General features: G+C 69.9%; 15 protein-coding genes. 11 read left to right on the top strand and 4 right to left on the bottom strand.

From position 1 onward, the window contains the following. Positions 1-104: 104 nt before the first annotated feature. The 8 genes from etfA to BLT78_RS20605 all read left to right on the top strand — a co-directional run bounded on the left by etfA (position 105) and on the right by BLT78_RS20605 (position 7,773). On the top strand, positions 105-1,331 hold the full coding sequence (gene etfA, locus BLT78_RS20640; protein ID WP_090351871.1) for an electron transfer flavoprotein subunit alpha: 1,227 nt from the start codon (positions 105-107) through the stop codon (positions 1,329-1,331). After that, positions 1,321-2,100 (top strand): electron transfer flavoprotein subunit beta, encoded by a 780-nt coding sequence (gene etfB, locus BLT78_RS20635; protein ID WP_090351869.1) that lies wholly within the window; start codon positions 1,321-1,323, stop codon positions 2,098-2,100. The genes etfA and etfB overlap by 11 nt, the downstream gene beginning before the upstream one ends. Before the next feature lie 306 nt (positions 2,101-2,406). Continuing rightward, entirely contained in the window at positions 2,407-3,528 is a 1,122-nt protein-coding gene (locus tag BLT78_RS20630; RefSeq protein ID WP_090351867.1) for a branched-chain amino acid ABC transporter substrate-binding protein, read from the top strand. A gap of 160 nt (positions 3,529-3,688) precedes the next feature. Next, complete coding sequence (locus BLT78_RS20625) at positions 3,689-4,603, top strand: ABC transporter permease subunit (protein ID WP_090351866.1); 915 nt, start codon at positions 3,689-3,691, stop codon at positions 4,601-4,603. A 2-nt stretch (positions 4,604-4,605) separates the two neighbouring features. Beyond that, on the top strand, positions 4,606-5,898 hold the full coding sequence (gene livM / locus BLT78_RS20620; RefSeq protein ID WP_090351865.1) for a high-affinity branched-chain amino acid ABC transporter permease LivM: 1,293 nt from the start codon (positions 4,606-4,608) through the stop codon (positions 5,896-5,898). Further along, complete coding sequence (locus BLT78_RS20615) at positions 5,895-6,767, top strand: ABC transporter ATP-binding protein (protein WP_090351864.1); 873 nt, start codon at positions 5,895-5,897, stop codon at positions 6,765-6,767. Before livM ends, BLT78_RS20615 begins: the two co-directional genes overlap by 4 nt. After that, entirely contained in the window at positions 6,764-7,480 is a 717-nt protein-coding gene (locus BLT78_RS20610) for an ABC transporter ATP-binding protein (RefSeq protein ID WP_090351863.1), read from the top strand. The genes BLT78_RS20615 and BLT78_RS20610 overlap by 4 nt, the downstream gene beginning before the upstream one ends. 38 nt (positions 7,481-7,518) lie before the next feature. Then, positions 7,519-7,773 carry a hypothetical protein gene (locus BLT78_RS20605; RefSeq protein ID WP_090351861.1) on the top strand — a complete coding sequence of 85 codons (255 nt, stop codon included), beginning with the start codon at positions 7,519-7,521 and terminating at the stop codon, positions 7,771-7,773. A gap of 86 nt (positions 7,774-7,859) precedes the next feature. Here the strand turns inward: BLT78_RS20605 and BLT78_RS20600 are convergent, their stop codons facing one another. Next, positions 7,860-8,723, bottom strand: a complete 864-nt coding sequence (locus BLT78_RS20600) for a LysR family transcriptional regulator (RefSeq protein ID WP_090351859.1) — start codon at positions 8,721-8,723, stop codon at positions 7,860-7,862. Positions 8,724-8,874: 151 nt separating this feature from the next. Between BLT78_RS20600 and BLT78_RS20595 the strand changes: the two genes are divergently transcribed. After that, entirely contained in the window at positions 8,875-9,591 is a 717-nt protein-coding gene (locus tag BLT78_RS20595) for an AzlC family ABC transporter permease (RefSeq protein WP_090351857.1), read from the top strand. Then, positions 9,581-9,889 carry an AzlD domain-containing protein gene (locus BLT78_RS20590; protein WP_090351856.1) on the top strand — a complete coding sequence of 103 codons (309 nt, stop codon included), beginning with the start codon at positions 9,581-9,583 and terminating at the stop codon, positions 9,887-9,889. Before BLT78_RS20595 ends, BLT78_RS20590 begins: the two co-directional genes overlap by 11 nt. Positions 9,890-9,913: 24 nt before the next feature. On the opposite strand, the gene BLT78_RS20585 is transcribed toward BLT78_RS20590, so the two are convergent. Beyond that, positions 9,914-11,593 carry a diguanylate cyclase gene (locus tag BLT78_RS20585; RefSeq protein ID WP_090351854.1) on the bottom strand — a complete coding sequence of 560 codons (1,680 nt, stop codon included), beginning with the start codon at positions 11,591-11,593 and terminating at the stop codon, positions 9,914-9,916. A 242-nt stretch (positions 11,594-11,835) separates the two neighbouring features. Between BLT78_RS20585 and BLT78_RS20580 the strand changes: the two genes are divergently transcribed. Continuing rightward, on the top strand, positions 11,836-12,456 hold the full coding sequence (locus BLT78_RS20580; RefSeq protein WP_090351852.1) for an eCIS core domain-containing protein: 621 nt from the start codon (positions 11,836-11,838) through the stop codon (positions 12,454-12,456). Here the strand turns inward: BLT78_RS20580 and BLT78_RS20575 are convergent. Beyond that, positions 12,450-12,962: a SixA phosphatase family protein gene (locus tag BLT78_RS20575; RefSeq protein WP_090351851.1), complete on the bottom strand. Its 513-nt coding sequence runs from the start codon at positions 12,960-12,962 to the stop codon at positions 12,450-12,452. The genes BLT78_RS20580 and BLT78_RS20575 overlap by 7 nt on opposite strands. Before the next feature lie 78 nt (positions 12,963-13,040). Further along, on the bottom strand, positions 13,041-14,141 hold the full coding sequence (gene gbdR / locus BLT78_RS20570) for a choline metabolism transcriptional regulator GbdR (RefSeq protein WP_090351849.1): 1,101 nt from the start codon (positions 14,139-14,141) through the stop codon (positions 13,041-13,043). Positions 14,142-14,242: the final 101 nt, after the last annotated feature.

Below are 14,242 nucleotides of genomic sequence, written 5' to 3'. Positions count from 1 at the left end.
CGCCTCTTCGCAGGAGCCAGCTTGCTGGCGATGCACGCAACCAGGGCGCCGGCGCTGCTCGCCAGCCAGCCGCGCTCCACCACCAGCCGCTCGGAGGTGCACCCATGAGCGACATCATCCGCCGCGATCCGCGCGCCGAGTGGATCGCCCGCAACCGCCTGCACCCGCTGCACGCGGCCATGCAGCAGCAGGGCACCCCGAGCAGCTGGATGGGCCCCAACGGCGTGCTGCGCAAGAACCCGCACGCGGTCGGCTTCATCGGCCCCAACGGCATCAAGCGCATCGACCGCTCCGGCGCCCAGCAGGCCAGCGGCCAGCGCCGCGCCGCCGCCGAGGCCGTGCAGCTGCCGCTGCATGTGGTCGAGCAGCCCAGCCACATCATCTGCGTGGTGCCGGACATGGTCGGCGGCCGCCTCTCCAGCCACGACAAGGACCTCCTCGGCCTCGCCCGCCAGCTGGCCGGCAGCACCGGCGCGGTGCTCGCCGTGGTGTTCGGCGAGCACAAGGAATCCGCCTTCGACACGGCCGGCGTCGACCGCCTGCTGCAGCTCGAAGGCAGCGAGTATGCCGGCTACGCCCCCGAGCAGCGCCTGCAGGCGCTGGCCGCGGTGGAGCGCCAGTTCGCCCCGCGCCACTGGCTGCTGCCCGACAGCCGCAGCGGCGGCGGCGAGCTGGGCCGGCGCCTGGCCGCCAGCCTCGGCGAGCGTCCGGCCACCCGCGTCTGGCAGGTCGCCGGCGAGCGTTGCACCGGCCGCGCCGGCGCCGGCCGCGAGGACCTCAACCGGCCGCTGCCACGCCTGATCCTGGCCAGCGCCGAGTGCGCCGAGCCGGTCAGCGAGAGCCGTCACCAGGCCCTGCCGGTGGCTCTCGACGCCGGCGTGGCACGCTGCCTGGCGCGCATCGAGGACCTCGGCCCGGTGGCCGTCGACCCGGCGGCGATCCCCATGGCCGAGGCCGAGTTCATCCTCTCCGGCGGCAACGGCGTGCAGGACTGGGCGCTGTTCCACCAGGCCGCCGCCGCGCTGGGCGCCACCGAAGGCGCCTCGCGCGTGGCGGTCGACGACGGCCACATGCCGCGCGCCCGCCAGGTCGGCGCCACCGGCACCTGGGTCACCGCGCGGGTCTACCTGGCGGTGGGCATCTCCGGAGCGATCCAGCACCTGCAGGGCATCGGCGCCTGCGACAAGGTGGTGGCGATCAACCTCGACCCGGGCTGCGACATGATCAAGCGCGCCGATCTCTCGGTGATCGGCGATTCCAGCGCGATTCTCCAGGCGCTGATCGAACTGGCCGAGGCCTATCGCAACGGAGGTGCCCGCGATGCCGCATAACGAGCTGAACGTGGTGGCGCTGGTCTCGGTCGGCGCCCACCCCACTTCCGGCCGCGCCCGCCGCGCCGAGCAGGACGCCCGCGCGGTCGAGCTGGGCCTGCGCCTGGCCGGCAGCCAGCTGCAGGTGGTGCACGCCGGCGACCCGCACGAGGAGGCGCTGCGCGCCTACCTGGGCATGGGCCTCGACGAACTGGCGGTGCTCGAACAGGGCCCCGGCGCCGACGCCCTGCCGGCGCTCGGCGCCTACCTGAGCGGCGCCGGCGCGCAGCTGGTGCTCACCGGCAGCCAGGCGGAGACCGGCGAGGGCTCGGGCATGCTGCCGTACCTGCTGGCCGAGCGCCTCGGCTGGCCGCTGGTGGTCGGCCTGGCCGAGGTCGAGCGCGTCGAGGGCGGCTTCGCCCAGGTGCTGCAGGCCCTGCCGCGCGGCCAGCGCCGCCGGCTCAAGGTGCGCCTGCCGTTCCTCGCCAGCGTCGACAACGCCGCGCCGGTCGCCCGGCAGAGCGCCTTCGGCCCGGCACGCCGCGGCCAGCTGCGCGCCGAGGAGGTCGAGGTGGTCGACGACGCCCTGCTCGCCGACGCCCAGCTGCAGCCGGCGCGGCCGCGACCCAAGCGCCTCAAGGTGATCAAGGCCAAGACCGGCGCCGAACGGATGAAGGCGGCCACCGCCAAGGCCTCCGGCGGCACCGGTCAGGTGCTCAAGGACCTGCCGCCGCAGGCCGGCGCCGAGGCGATCTTCAAGTTGCTCATCGAGGAAGGCGTACTGCGTTAGCCACGCTCACTGCCTGCCGGCGGTGCACCACGGCAGGTGACGCACCAGCGGGTAGCGGACACGCGGCGCGGGTAGAACGGTAGCGGCCGACATTGTCGGAAACGCGCCATTCGCCCGCGCCGTTGTCGTTGCCAAAAGCGACTTTCGATGGCGGTCGCCGTGTGAAACCCGTGCGGAGCTGCTTTTATTGATATGCCGATTTCATATTTGGCAGGCATTGGAAATTCCAGCATCGCTGGCATGACCCTTGCTGCTTTCCTGTCGGGTACAAGGCAGCAAATTCCACCAAAACGGGAGCACAACTCCATGTTTCAAAAGGCATTCAAGAAGGGAATTCTGGCCGTGGCGATCACCGGCGCCGCGAGTCTGTCTGGTGTGGCAATGGCCGACGTGGTGATCGGCGTGGCGGGCCCCATGACCGGCGGCAACGCCGCCTACGGCGACCAGTACTGGCGCGGTGCGAGCATGGCCGCCGAGGCGATCAACGCCGCCGGCGGCATCAACGGCGAGCCGATCAAGCTGGTCAAGGCCGACGACGCCTGCGAACCGAAACAGGCGGTCGCCGCCGCCAACCGCCTGGTCGACCTGGACAAGGCGGTCGGCGTGATCGGCCACTTCTGCTCCTCCTCGACCATCCCCGCCTCCGAGGTTTACGACGAGGCCGGCATCCTCGCCATCACCCCCGGCTCGACCAACCCGCAGGTCACCGAGCGCGGTCTGGGCACCATCTTCCGCATGTGCGGCCGCGACGACCAGCAGGGCGTGGTCGCCGCCGACTACATCGTCGACCAGCTGAAGGCCAAGAAAGTCGCGGTGATCCACGACAAGGACACCTACGGCCAGGGCCTGGCCGACGCCACCAAGGCGCACCTCAACAAGCGCGGCGTCACCGAGGTGCTCTACGAGGGCCTGACCCGCGGCGAGAAGGACTTCAACGCGCTGGTCACCAAGATCCGCGCCGCCGGCGCCGAGGTGGTCTACTTCGGCGGCTGCCATCCGGAGGCCGGCCCGCTGGTGCGGCAGATGCGCGAGCAGGGCGTCACCGCCAAGTTCGTCTCCGGCGACTGCGTGGTCACCGACGAGCTGGTCAACACCGCCGGCGGCGCCAAGTACACCGAGGGCGTGCTGATGACCTTCGGCGCCGACCCGCGGCTGATCCCCGACGGCAAGGAGGTGATCGAGAAGTTCCGCGCCGCCGGCTTCGAGCCGGAAGGCTACACCCTGTACGCCTACGCCACCCTGCAGACCATCGCCGCCGCCTTCACCGGCGCCGGCAGCACCGACGGCGCCAAGGCCGCCGAGTGGCTGAAGGCCAACCCGGTACCGACGGTGATGGGCACCAAGGAGTTCGACGCCAAGGGCGACCTCAAGGTCTCCGACTACGTGCTCTACCAGTGGGACGCCAGCGGCAAGTACAACCAGCTGTGATGCCAGGCGGCTCGTGCGGCTGGCCTGCGCGCCGGCCGCACGGGCCCGCCGCCGCTCCGCGGCCCACGAGGCGACGGGGCGGCTTGATTGACGGCGACGCCCGCTACGCCCCGGCGCCAGCCGGGCGCGCCGCCCAACCACTCCGCTCCGGAGCACGACAATGGACGGCATCTTCTTCCAGCAGCTCATCAACGGCCTGACCCTGGGCTCGGTCTATGGCCTGATCGCCATCGGCTACACCATGGTCTACGGCATCATCGGCATGATCAACTTCGCCCACGGCGACGTGTACATGGTCTCCGCCTACCTGTCGGCCATCGGCATCGCCGTGCTGACCTTCTTCGGCCTGCAGTCCTTCCCGCTGATCATCCTCGGCACCCTGGCGTTCACCATCGTGGTCACCGGCGTGTACGGCTGGACCATCGAGCGCATCGCCTACAAGCCGCTGCGCAACTCCACGCGCCTGGCGCCGCTGATCAGCGCCATCGGCATGTCGCTGATCCTGCAGAACTACGTGCAGCTCAGCCAGGGCGCGCGCCAGCAGGGCATCCCCACCCTGCTCGAGGGCGCGCTGCGCCTGCACATCGGCAACGACTACGTGCAGCTCACCTACACCAAGCTGTTCATCATCGTCGTCTCGCTGCTCGGCATGCTGGCGCTGACCTTCATCATCCAGCGCACCCGCCTCGGCCGCATGTGCCGCGCCACCCAGCAGGACCGCAAGATGGCGCAGATCCTCGGCATCAACACCGACCGGGTGATCGCCTACGTGTTCGTCATCGGCGCCTCCATGGCCGCGCTGGCCGGGGTGCTGATCACCCTCAACTACGGCACCTTCGACTTCTACGCCGGCTTCGTCATCGGCATCAAGGCGTTCACCGCCGCGGTGCTCGGCGGCATCGGCTCGCTGCCCGGCGCGATGCTCGGCGGCATCATCCTCGGCATCGCCGAGGCGCAGTTCTCCGGGATGGTCAACACCGACTACAAGGACGTGTTCGCCTTCGGCCTGCTGGTGACCATCCTGATCTTCCGCCCGCAAGGACTCATGGGCCGCCCCCATGTGGCGAAGGTGTGACCATGGACAGCAAGGCATCCCTCGACTTCAGGAAGGTTCTGCTCGACACCCTGCTCGCCGGCCTGCTCGCCCTGGTGGTGTTCGGCCCGGTGGTCGGCGTGGTCCTGCAGGGCTACGACTTCACCCTGCGCTTCGACCGCGTGGCCTGGATGGTGCTGGCGGTGATGGTCGGCCGCTGCGCCCTCAGCCTGTACCTGCAGACGCCCGCCGGCGCGCGCCAGCGGCGGCGCAGCGAAGGCGCCGACAACGGCGTCAGCGTGCTGCCGCCGGGCTACAGGTCGCACCTGCGCTGGGTCATCCCGCTGGTGCTGCTGGCCGCCCTCGCCCTGCCGTTCATGGCCAACAAGTACGTGCTGACCGTGGTGATCCTCGGCCTGATCTACGTGCTGCTCGGCCTCGGCCTGAACATCGTGGTCGGTCTGGCCGGCCTGCTCGACCTCGGCTACGTGGCCTTCTACGCCATCGGCGCCTACGGCCTGGCGCTGGGCTACGCCTACCTCGACCTCGGCTTCTGGACGGTGCTGCCACTGGCCGCGCTGGCCGCGGCGGTGGCCGGCGCGCTGCTCGGCTTCCCGGTGCTGCGCATGCACGGCGACTACCTGGCCATCGTCACCCTCGGCTTCGGCGAGATCATCCGCCTGGTGCTGAACAACTGGCTGGCGTTCACCGGCGGGCCGAACGGCATGTCGGCGCCGGCGCCGACCTTGTTCGGCCTGGAGTTCGCCCGCCGCGCCAAGGACGGCGGCACGCCCTACCACGAGTTCTTCGGCGTGCCCTACGACGCCAACATGAAGTTCGTGTTCATCTACCTGGTGCTGCTCGCCGTGGTCGCCCTGGTGCTGTACGTCAAGCACCGCCTGACCCGCATGCCGGTCGGCCGCGCCTGGGAGGCGCTGCGCGAGGACGAGATCGCCTGCCGGGCGATGGGCCTCAACCACGTGCTGGTCAAGCTCTCCGCCTTCATGCTCGGCGCCTCCACCGCGGGCCTGGCCGGGGTGTTCTTCGCCACCTACCAGGGCTTCGTCAACCCGTCGTCGTTCACCTTCTTCGAGTCGGCGCTGATCCTCGCCATCGTGGTGCTCGGCGGCATGGGCTCGACCCTCGGCGTGGTGCTCGCCGCCTTCGTGCTCACCGTGGCGCCGGAGCTGCTGCGGAGCTTCGCCGACTACCGGGTGCTGCTGTTCGGCATCCTCATGGTGCTGATGATGATCTGGCGCCCGCGCGGGCTGATCCGCATCAACCGCATCGGCATCGCCCCGCGTCCGGGGCGTCTGCACGGGGAGGCCGGCCAATGAGCGACACCATCCTCGCGGTCAGCAACCTGATGATGCACTTCGGCGGCATCAAGGCGCTCAACGACGTCAACTTCAGCATCCGCCGCGGCACGATCTCGGCGCTGATCGGCCCCAACGGCGCCGGCAAGACCACCGTGTTCAACTGCCTGACCGGCTTCTACCGCGCCACCGGCGGGCGCATCCTGCTCCACGCCCAGGGGCGCAGCACCGACGTGATCAAGATCCTCGGCGAGCCGTTCCGCGCCGGCGACTTCGTCAACCCGCCGCAGCTCAGCTCGCGGCTCTGGTACAAGATGTTCGGCGGCACCCACCTGGTCAACCGCGCCGGGCTGGCGCGCACCTTCCAGAACATCCGCCTGTTCCGCGACATGACCGTGCTGGAGAACCTGCTGGTCGCCCAGCACATGCAGGCCAACCGCCACCTGCTGGCCGGCGTGTTCAACACCCCGGCCTACCGGCGCGCCGAGGCGCGGCTGATCGACCAGGCGTTCTACTGGCTGGAGGTGGTCCACCTCGCCGACTACGCCAACCGTCTGGCCGGCGAGCTGTCCTACGGCCAGCAGCGCCGCCTGGAGATCGCCCGCGCGATGTGCACCCGGCCGGAGATCATCTGCCTCGACGAGCCCGCCGCCGGCCTCAATCCGGCCGAGACCCAGGCTCTGGGCGACATCGTGCGTACTCTGCGCGACACCCACGGGGTCACCGTATTGCTGATCGAACACGACATGGGCATGGTGATGAACATATCCGACCACATCGTGGTTCTCGACTACGGCAACGTGATCGCCCAGGGCGGGCCGGCCGACATCCAGCACGACCCGAAGGTGATCGCCGCCTACCTGGGCAGCGACGGGGAGGAATCCGCATGAGCACGCCACTGCTGGAGTTCCGCGACGTCGACGTGTTCTACGGGCCGATCCAGGCGCTCAACAAGGTTTCGCTGCACATCGGCGAGGGCGAGACGGTCAGCCTGATCGGCGCCAACGGCGCGGGCAAGTCGACCCTGCTGATGTCGATCTTCGGCCAGCCGCGCGCGGCGTCCGGGCAGATCCTCTACCAGGGCCAGGACATCACCCACCGGTCGAGCCACTACGTCGCCGCCAACGGCATCGCCCAGTCGCCTGAGGGGCGCCGGGTGTTCCCCGACATGAGCGTGGAGGAGAACCTGCTGATGGGCACCATCACCGTCGGCAGCCAGCACGCCGAGGCGGACATGCAGCGCATGTTCGAGCTGTTCCCGCGGCTCAGGGAGCGGCGCAACCAGCGCGCCATGACCATGTCCGGCGGCGAGCAGCAGATGCTCGCCATCGCCCGCGCGCTGATGAGCCGGCCGAAGCTGCTGTTGCTCGACGAGCCGTCGCTGGGCCTGGCGCCGATCGTGGTGCGGCAGATCTTCCACACCCTGCGCGAACTGGCGCAGGAGGGCATGACCCTGTTCCTCGTCGAACAGAACGCCCACCACGCACTCAAGCTCAGCGACCGCGCCTACGTGATGGTCACCGGGCAGATCCGCATGACCGGCAGCGGCGCCGAACTGCTCGCCGACCCGCAGGTGCGGGAGGCCTACCTGGGCGGCCACTGACCGTCCGACACAACAGAGAGAGACAGAGGGGACGAACCATGATGCACGCCGACCTGATCGACCAGGAAGATTTCCGCGAGCGCCTGGTGGCGCTGGGCCTGAGCATCCCGCCCGGCAGCAGCGCCCAGCAGGCCTGCGAGCTGGCCGTCAGCGGCCTGGACAGCGTACGCGCCAAGGCCCTGCGCCGGCTGATCGAGGAGCTCCTCGCCGGCAGCGCCACCCTGCTGCCGGCGGTGCGCGAGGCGATCAACAAGCAGCTGCTGCCGGCGCTGGTGGCGCAGCAGGTGCATTGAGGTTCGGCTTCCACAACGCCAACGGGGCGCCCAAGCGCCCCGTTGGCGTTGGTGGACGGCTCACGGGCTTCGCGAGCGCTGCCGGGTCACGCCGAATGCCGGAGGGTCTTGATCAGCAGGTTGTGCAGGCTGTCCACCGCCCTGGATCCCGATGAGGCGCGGCTGCGATAGACCGCCACCTCCATCGGCTCCAGCGGTCCCAGTCCCTGTTCACTGCCCAGTATCTGCAGCTGCGCGGGCGCGCTGCACTGGGTCAGCACCGCCACGGCCAGGCCGCTCTCGACGGCGGCGATCTGCCCCGCCAGGCTGGAGCTGTTGTACACCACCTTGTAGCGGCGGCCCTGCAGGGCCAGCGAGTTGATCGCGCTGCGCCTGGCCAGGCTGGTGCTTTCATAGACCGCGATGGGCAGCGGATCGCGTCGCCATACTTCGAACTGGGCGGAACCGACCCACACCATCGGCTCGTGAAACAGCAGGGTTCCATGCCGCGGGTGATCCCGCGACACCAGCGCCAGGTCGAGATCGCCCCGCTCGACCCGGGGGATCAGCGCGGTCGACTGCTCGCAGTTCAGCTCGATCTCCACCGCGCCATGCAGGGGCGCGAAGCGCTTGAGCGCCGGGGTGAGGTAACGCGCGGCATAGTCGTCCGGGACGCCCAGGCGGATGCGCCCGCTCAGTTCCTGCCCATGGAACGCCGCCTGGGTTTCCGCGTGCAGGTCGAGCATCCGCCGCGCATAGCCCAACAGCAGCTGGCCTTGCGCCGTGAGCTGATGCTGCCGGGGTCCCCTGACCAGCAGCTGGCAGTCCAGGGCGGCCTCGAGCTTCTTCAGCTGCATGCTCACCGCCGACTGGGATCGATGCACCTCGGGCGCCGCGCCGGACAGCGAACCGGCGTCCACCACCGCGACGAAGCATTTCAGCCAGTCGATCTGGAGATCCTGCAAGGTCATAGGGCACGTCCAGCCATTCGAATAGCAAATAGGATAAGGCAGGATTATGCGTTTTTCTTTCCCGCCATCTCGGCGCATAGTCTCGCTCCGAGCCTGCTGCGACGCCCGTTACGGCAGCGAAACCGATCTTGCGAATCCGAGGGACTGCGGCATGACTGGCGCCGATACCAACCTGCATGAATTCGATCGCCAGCTGGTCTGGGCGGGCTTCAGGCAGCTCGTCCCCATCTCGCTGTTCGTCACGGTGTTCGGCGCGGCCTTCGGCCTGGCCGCCGTGCAGACGGGGCTGGAGGACGCCGTGATCATGGCGATGAGCACGCTGGTCTTCGCCGGCGCCTCGCAGTTCGCCGCGCTGGAGTTGTGGGGGCCTCAGGTTCCGCTGTTCACCCTGGCGCTCACCGTGTTCGCCATCAATGCCCGCCACCTGCTGATGGGCGCGACACTCTACCCGTGGCTGCGCCAGCTGCCGGCGACCAGGCGCTACGGCGTGATGCTCCTCGCCTCCGATGCCAACTGGGCCATGTCCATGCAGGCGTTCGGCCGTGGGCAGCCGGGGCTCGGCGTGCTGCTGGGCGGTGGCCTCGCCCTCTGGTCGTTCTGGGTGGTGGGGACCTGGCTGGGCATCCACTTCGGCGGGGCCATTCGCGATCCCCGCAGCCTGGGCCTGGACATGGTGATGGGCTGCTTCCTGCTGGCCATGGTGGTGGGTGGGGAAAAGAGTCTGCGCACCCTGACGATCTGGGCCGTCGCGGCCTGCGCCTCCCTGCTGGCCTACTGGTTCCTGCCGGACAACAGCCATGTCGTCGTCGGCGCCCTGGCCGGCGGGGTGAGCGGAACATTGTGGACGGAGAAGAAAGGTGAGCATTGACACTACGGGGTCCGGCGCCCTGCTCCTGGTGCTGGTGATGGCCGTGGTGACTCTGGCGACCCGCTGGGGCGGTGTCTACCTGATGACGTTCGTGCCCATCGGCTACCGGGTGAAACAGTTCATCGGCGCCATGGCCAGCTCCGTGCTGGTGGCGCTGCTGGCGCCGCTGGCGCTGGAGGGAGACAACGGCGCCCGGCTGGCCTTGCTGGCGACCGCCGCCACCATGCTGCTGGTGAGGAAACCGCTGCCCGCGATCGCGGCGGGCATCCTCGCCGCCGCGCTTTTCCGCCAGCTGTGACCCCGGCACACGGCGCTGCCGCCCTCACCCCAGCTCGATGCGGTTGCGCCCCGCGCTCTTGGCCCGGTACAGCGCCATGTCGCTGCGCGACAGCGCGGCATCGACGCCGGGGTCGTCGCTGCCCAGGGCGGCGATGCCGACGCTGATGGTCAGGACGATGGCGCGCGCGTCCTGCAGCAGCGGCAGTTCGGCCAGGCAGTGCTGCAGGCGACGGGCGAAGGCGCCGGCCTGCTCGAGGCTGGTCTCGGGCAGCAGCACGGCGAACTCCTCGCCGCCGACGCGGCCGGCGACGTCGCTCTTGCGCAGCTGCGCGCGGAGGATGGCGGCGAAGTGCCGGAGCACCAGGTCGCCGACGGCGTGGCCCCACTGGTCGTTGATCGCCTTGAAGTGGTCGAGGTCGCACATCAGCACGGCGGCGGACTGGCCGTGGCTGCGCCGCTGGCGCGCCAGCTCGGCCTCGATCTGGCTCATGAAGTGACGGCGGTTGGGCAACTGGGTGAGGAAGTCGGTGGTGGCGAACTCGTGCAGTTCGGCCTCGATGCGCTTGCGCTCGGTGACGTCGGTGATGAAGCCGTGCCAGAGGGTACCGTCCGCCAGAGCGCGCGGCCGCGCGGCACCCTGGCGCCAGCGCAGGCCCTGGCGCGGCAGCAGCACGCGGTACTCCAGCTCCCAGGGGCTCAGCGCGGCGGCGGAGGCCTGCAGCGAGGCGCGGTAGGCCTCGCGGTCGTCGGGGTGGATGAGCGCGTGGATGGCGGCGTCGCTCTCGGCCACCTGCTGCGGCTCCAGTTCGTAGATGTCGCGGATGCCGGCGCTGACGTAGGGGAAGAAGGCCGCCCCATCCGCCAGGCGGCGGTACTGGAACACCAGCCCGGGCACCTCGTTGGTCAGGTTGGTGATCAGGTCGACGCTCTGCTGCAGGTGCTCGGACAGCGCGTGCATGGCCGTGATGTCGGTGGTGGTGCCGATCATGCGCAGCGGCCGGCCACCGGCATCGCGACCGACCACCTTGCCGCGGCTGCAGATCCACTTGTAGCTGCCGTCCTTGCAGCGGATGCGGTGCTCGACCTCGTAGCTGGCGGTGCGCCCCTCGAAGTGCGCCTGCATGGCCGCGCGCACGTAGGCGAGGTCGTCGGGATGGATGCGCTTGTAGCTTTCCTCGATGCGGCTGCCGACCTCGTCCTCGGTGTAGCCGAGCAGCGCCTTCCAGCCGCTGGAGTAGAAGATCTCGCCGCTGGCGATGTTGCGATCCCAGATGCCGGTGCCGCTGCCGGCGATGGCCAGCGCCATCTGCTGCTCGCTGGCGCGCAGGGCCTCGACCTCGGCGCGCAGCGCGTTTTCGCGGCGCGCCTCGTCCAGCGCGCCGGCGGCCAGGCCGGCCAGATCGCGCAGCGCCTGGCGCTGCTCCTCGTCCAGCTCGCGCGGCCGGGTGTCGAACAGGCACAGCTCGCCGAGGTGGCTGCCGTCGGCCGCCAGCAGCGGGCAGGCGGCATGGAAGCGGATCGCCGGTCGGGCGGCCAGCCAGGCGTGCTCGTCCGCGGGCAGGACATGGGTATCGGCCAGTTCCGGCAGGGCGCCGGCGCTGGCCAGGATGTGGCGCCGCCCGTCGCGGACGGCGCAGACGCACGCCAGGGCCACCGCGAAGTGGCGCTGGGCGAGGCGGGCCGCGAGCAAGTGACGCTGGTCGGGTTCTGCGGATGTCTGCATATCCACGGGACTCGGAAAGAGCGGAAGGTAATATCCGTAGCCTGTAGTCTATAGCGGCGATGCTGCTCGAATGCCAGCATGACGATGCGCCGACGCCAGTTTTTCAGCGCTTGCGGCGACCGCCTTCCGGCGCATGCCCAAGCCGCTCGCCACCGGCAACCAATCCACGCGCCGGCGGTCGAACTCCATGTTGGCCCAGCGGCGACGGACCGCCCACGGCTGCGCCGCCAGACACCCCGGAGATGCCCTTGCCTGCCCTGCCCGCCCGCCAGCTGTTGCGCCTTGCCCTGCTGCTGGTCGCCGCCGCCCCGGCCGCTGCCGCCACCTGCCCCGCCGGCGAGCAGGAGGTCTGCCTGGGCTCCTGCTTCTGCGCCCCGGCCCTCGGCGGCGAGCTGGGCACCCTGTACGAGGACGTGGGGCGGATGGCCTCCGGCGGCCTGGCGAGCTGGATCAGCCAGACGCGCGCCTCGGTGCCGGACAGCGCGCTGCGGCCGATCCCGCTGCACATCCGCGTGCAGCTGGAGCCCTGGTACGACATGCGGGTGCTGGAGTCGGTGCGCTACAAGATCGACGATGGCCGCGAGCTGAACGCCGCCAACACGGTGCTGCAGAACCCGGACGTGCATGCGGTGACCCTGATCGACCTGATCGTGTTCCGCACCGCCGCCCAGGCGGAGAACGACGTCGCGCTGTGGGCGCACGAACTCAAGCACGTCGAACAGTACCTGCAGTGGGGCGTCGACGGCTTCGCCGCGCGCTACAGCCGCGACTACGAGGCGGTCGAGGCGCCGGCCTACGCCATCCAGCGCGAGGTGGCGCGCGCGCTCAAGCTGCCGGCGAGCCAGCCCGCTCACGCTCACTGAGGCGCGGCGGCGCCCTTCGCTCCTTTCTTCGGGTAATCGAGGCGGACCTTCTCCGCCCTCCGCGAACCGATGTCCGCCCAGGACTGGCAGTCGAAGCGCAGCTCGGCGACCGCGCAGGTCGGCAGGCGCTCGATCTGCCCGGCAAAGCGCTGCGCCAGTTCGAGCAGTTCCGGATTGTGGCCGACCAGCATCACCCGCTTGCGGCCCGCGCCGTGTTCGGCCAGCACGGCGAGCAGATCCTCCGGACGGCAGGCGTACAGTCGCTCGTCGATGCGGATGTCCTGGCACGGGTAGCCGAGCGCGCGGGCCAGGCCCTCGGCGGTGCGGCGCGCGCGCAGCGCCGGGGTGCAGAGGATCAGCTCGAGGCGCGGTGCGCGCTCGGCCAGGCGCTTGCCCATCTTCGCCAGGTCGCGTTCGCCGCGCGCGGCCAGTGGCCGGTCGCGGTCGGGCAGGCTGGTCTCGTCCCAGCTCGACTTGGCGTGACGCACCAGAATCAGTGTCCTCACGGCCCTCTCCCGCTGCGTGGCCGCTGTCAGGCCTTCAGCATGGCCCAGCGGCTGCTGCCGCGCCACGCGGCGGGGCGTTCACACCCGTACGCTGGCGAAGGTCGACTCGCCCTGGGCACGGTTCAGTGCGGTGACCGACATGGAGCTGGCCGGCACCTCGCCGGGGATCGGCAGCAGGGCGACCACGCTGGCACCCTGCTGGCCGGCGCGCTCGTTGCTCGGCGGGATGCCGAAGTATTCGCGGTAGCACTTGGAGAAGTGCGGGGTGGAGACGAAGCCGCACACCGAGGCGACCTCGATGATCGGCATGCTGGTCTGCTTGAGCAGCTGGCGGGCGCGGATCAGGCGCAGCTTCAGGTAGTAGCGCGACGGCGAGCAGTGCAGGTACTTCTGGAACAGCCGCTCGAGCTGGCGGCGCGACACGTCGACGTAGGTGGACAGCTCGTCGAGGTCGATCGGCTCCTCGAGGTTGGCCTCCATCAGGGCGACGATCTCCTGCAGCTTGGGCTGGTTGGTGCCGAGCATGTGCTTGAGCGGCACGCGCTGGTGGTCCTGCTCGTTGCGGATGCGCTCGTAGATGAACATCTCGGAGATCGCCGCGGCCAGTTCGCGGCCGTGCTCGCGGGCGATCAGGTGCAGCATCATGTCCAGTGGCGCGGTGCCGCCGGAGCTGGTGTTGCGGTTGCGGTCGATGGAGAACAGGCGGGTGCTGACGCCGGCACGCGGGAAGGCTTCCTGCATCGAGGCCAGACACTCCCAGTGCACGCTGCAGTCGTAGCCATCGAGCAGGCCGGCCTTGGCCAGCGCCCAGCTGCCGGTGCATACCGCGCCCATGTGGCGGCCCATGCGCGCCTGCGCCTGCAACCAGACCACGTGCTCGCGGCTGACGCTGCGCTGGATGTCGACCCCGCCGCAGACGATCACCGCGTGCAGCTGCGGCGCGCTGTCCAGCGCCGCATCCGGGGTGATCTGCAGGCCGTCGCTGGCGCTGACCGGACGGCCGTCGCGGGTCAGGGTGTGCCAGCGGTACAGCTCCTTGCCGGACAGGTGGTTGGCCATGCGCAGGGGCTCCACGGCCGAGGCCAGGGAGATCAGGGTGAAATTGTCCAGCAGCAGGAAGCCGATGGATTGCGGGGCGGAATTCTGGGGCCTGGCCCCGGGGGCGAATTGCGACGACATGATGGAACCCTCACACGCTAAGCCACGTTGGAGCCCTCGAACGGGCCTTTGTTATTCGTCTCCGGGTTACGTCCCGGATGGCCGCAGACATGAAGCAAGGT

This window comes from Pseudomonas oryzae (assembly GCF_900104805.1).
In the GTDB taxonomy this organism is placed as follows: Bacteria; Pseudomonadota; Gammaproteobacteria; order Pseudomonadales; family Pseudomonadaceae; genus Geopseudomonas; species Geopseudomonas oryzae.
Note: the sequence above shows the minus strand (reverse complement) of the source record. Positions and strands in the feature narration are given on the sequence as shown.

Coding starts and splice junctions, on each gene's coding strand:
- gbdR (WP_090351849.1), bottom strand. CDS start 14,141: ATGTCGTCGCAATTCGCCCCCGGGGCCAGGCCCCAGAATTCCGCCCCG.
- BLT78_RS20595 (WP_090351857.1), top strand. CDS start 8,875: ATGACTGGCGCCGATACCAACCTGCATGAATTCGATCGCCAGCTGGTC.
- BLT78_RS20580 (WP_090351852.1), top strand. CDS start 11,836: ATGCCCTTGCCTGCCCTGCCCGCCCGCCAGCTGTTGCGCCTTGCCCTG.
- livM (WP_090351865.1), top strand. CDS start 4,606: ATGGACAGCAAGGCATCCCTCGACTTCAGGAAGGTTCTGCTCGACACC.
- BLT78_RS20630 (WP_090351867.1), top strand. CDS start 2,407: ATGTTTCAAAAGGCATTCAAGAAGGGAATTCTGGCCGTGGCGATCACC.
- BLT78_RS20600 (WP_090351859.1), bottom strand. CDS start 8,723: ATGACCTTGCAGGATCTCCAGATCGACTGGCTGAAATGCTTCGTCGCG.
- BLT78_RS20610 (WP_090351863.1), top strand. CDS start 6,764: ATGAGCACGCCACTGCTGGAGTTCCGCGACGTCGACGTGTTCTACGGG.
- etfA (WP_090351871.1), top strand. CDS start 105: ATGAGCGACATCATCCGCCGCGATCCGCGCGCCGAGTGGATCGCCCGC.
- BLT78_RS20615 (WP_090351864.1), top strand. CDS start 5,895: ATGAGCGACACCATCCTCGCGGTCAGCAACCTGATGATGCACTTCGGC.
- BLT78_RS20585 (WP_090351854.1), bottom strand. CDS start 11,593: ATGCAGACATCCGCAGAACCCGACCAGCGTCACTTGCTCGCGGCCCGC.
- BLT78_RS20625 (WP_090351866.1), top strand. CDS start 3,689: ATGGACGGCATCTTCTTCCAGCAGCTCATCAACGGCCTGACCCTGGGC.
- etfB (WP_090351869.1), top strand. CDS start 1,321: ATGCCGCATAACGAGCTGAACGTGGTGGCGCTGGTCTCGGTCGGCGCC.
- BLT78_RS20605 (WP_090351861.1), top strand. CDS start 7,519: ATGATGCACGCCGACCTGATCGACCAGGAAGATTTCCGCGAGCGCCTG.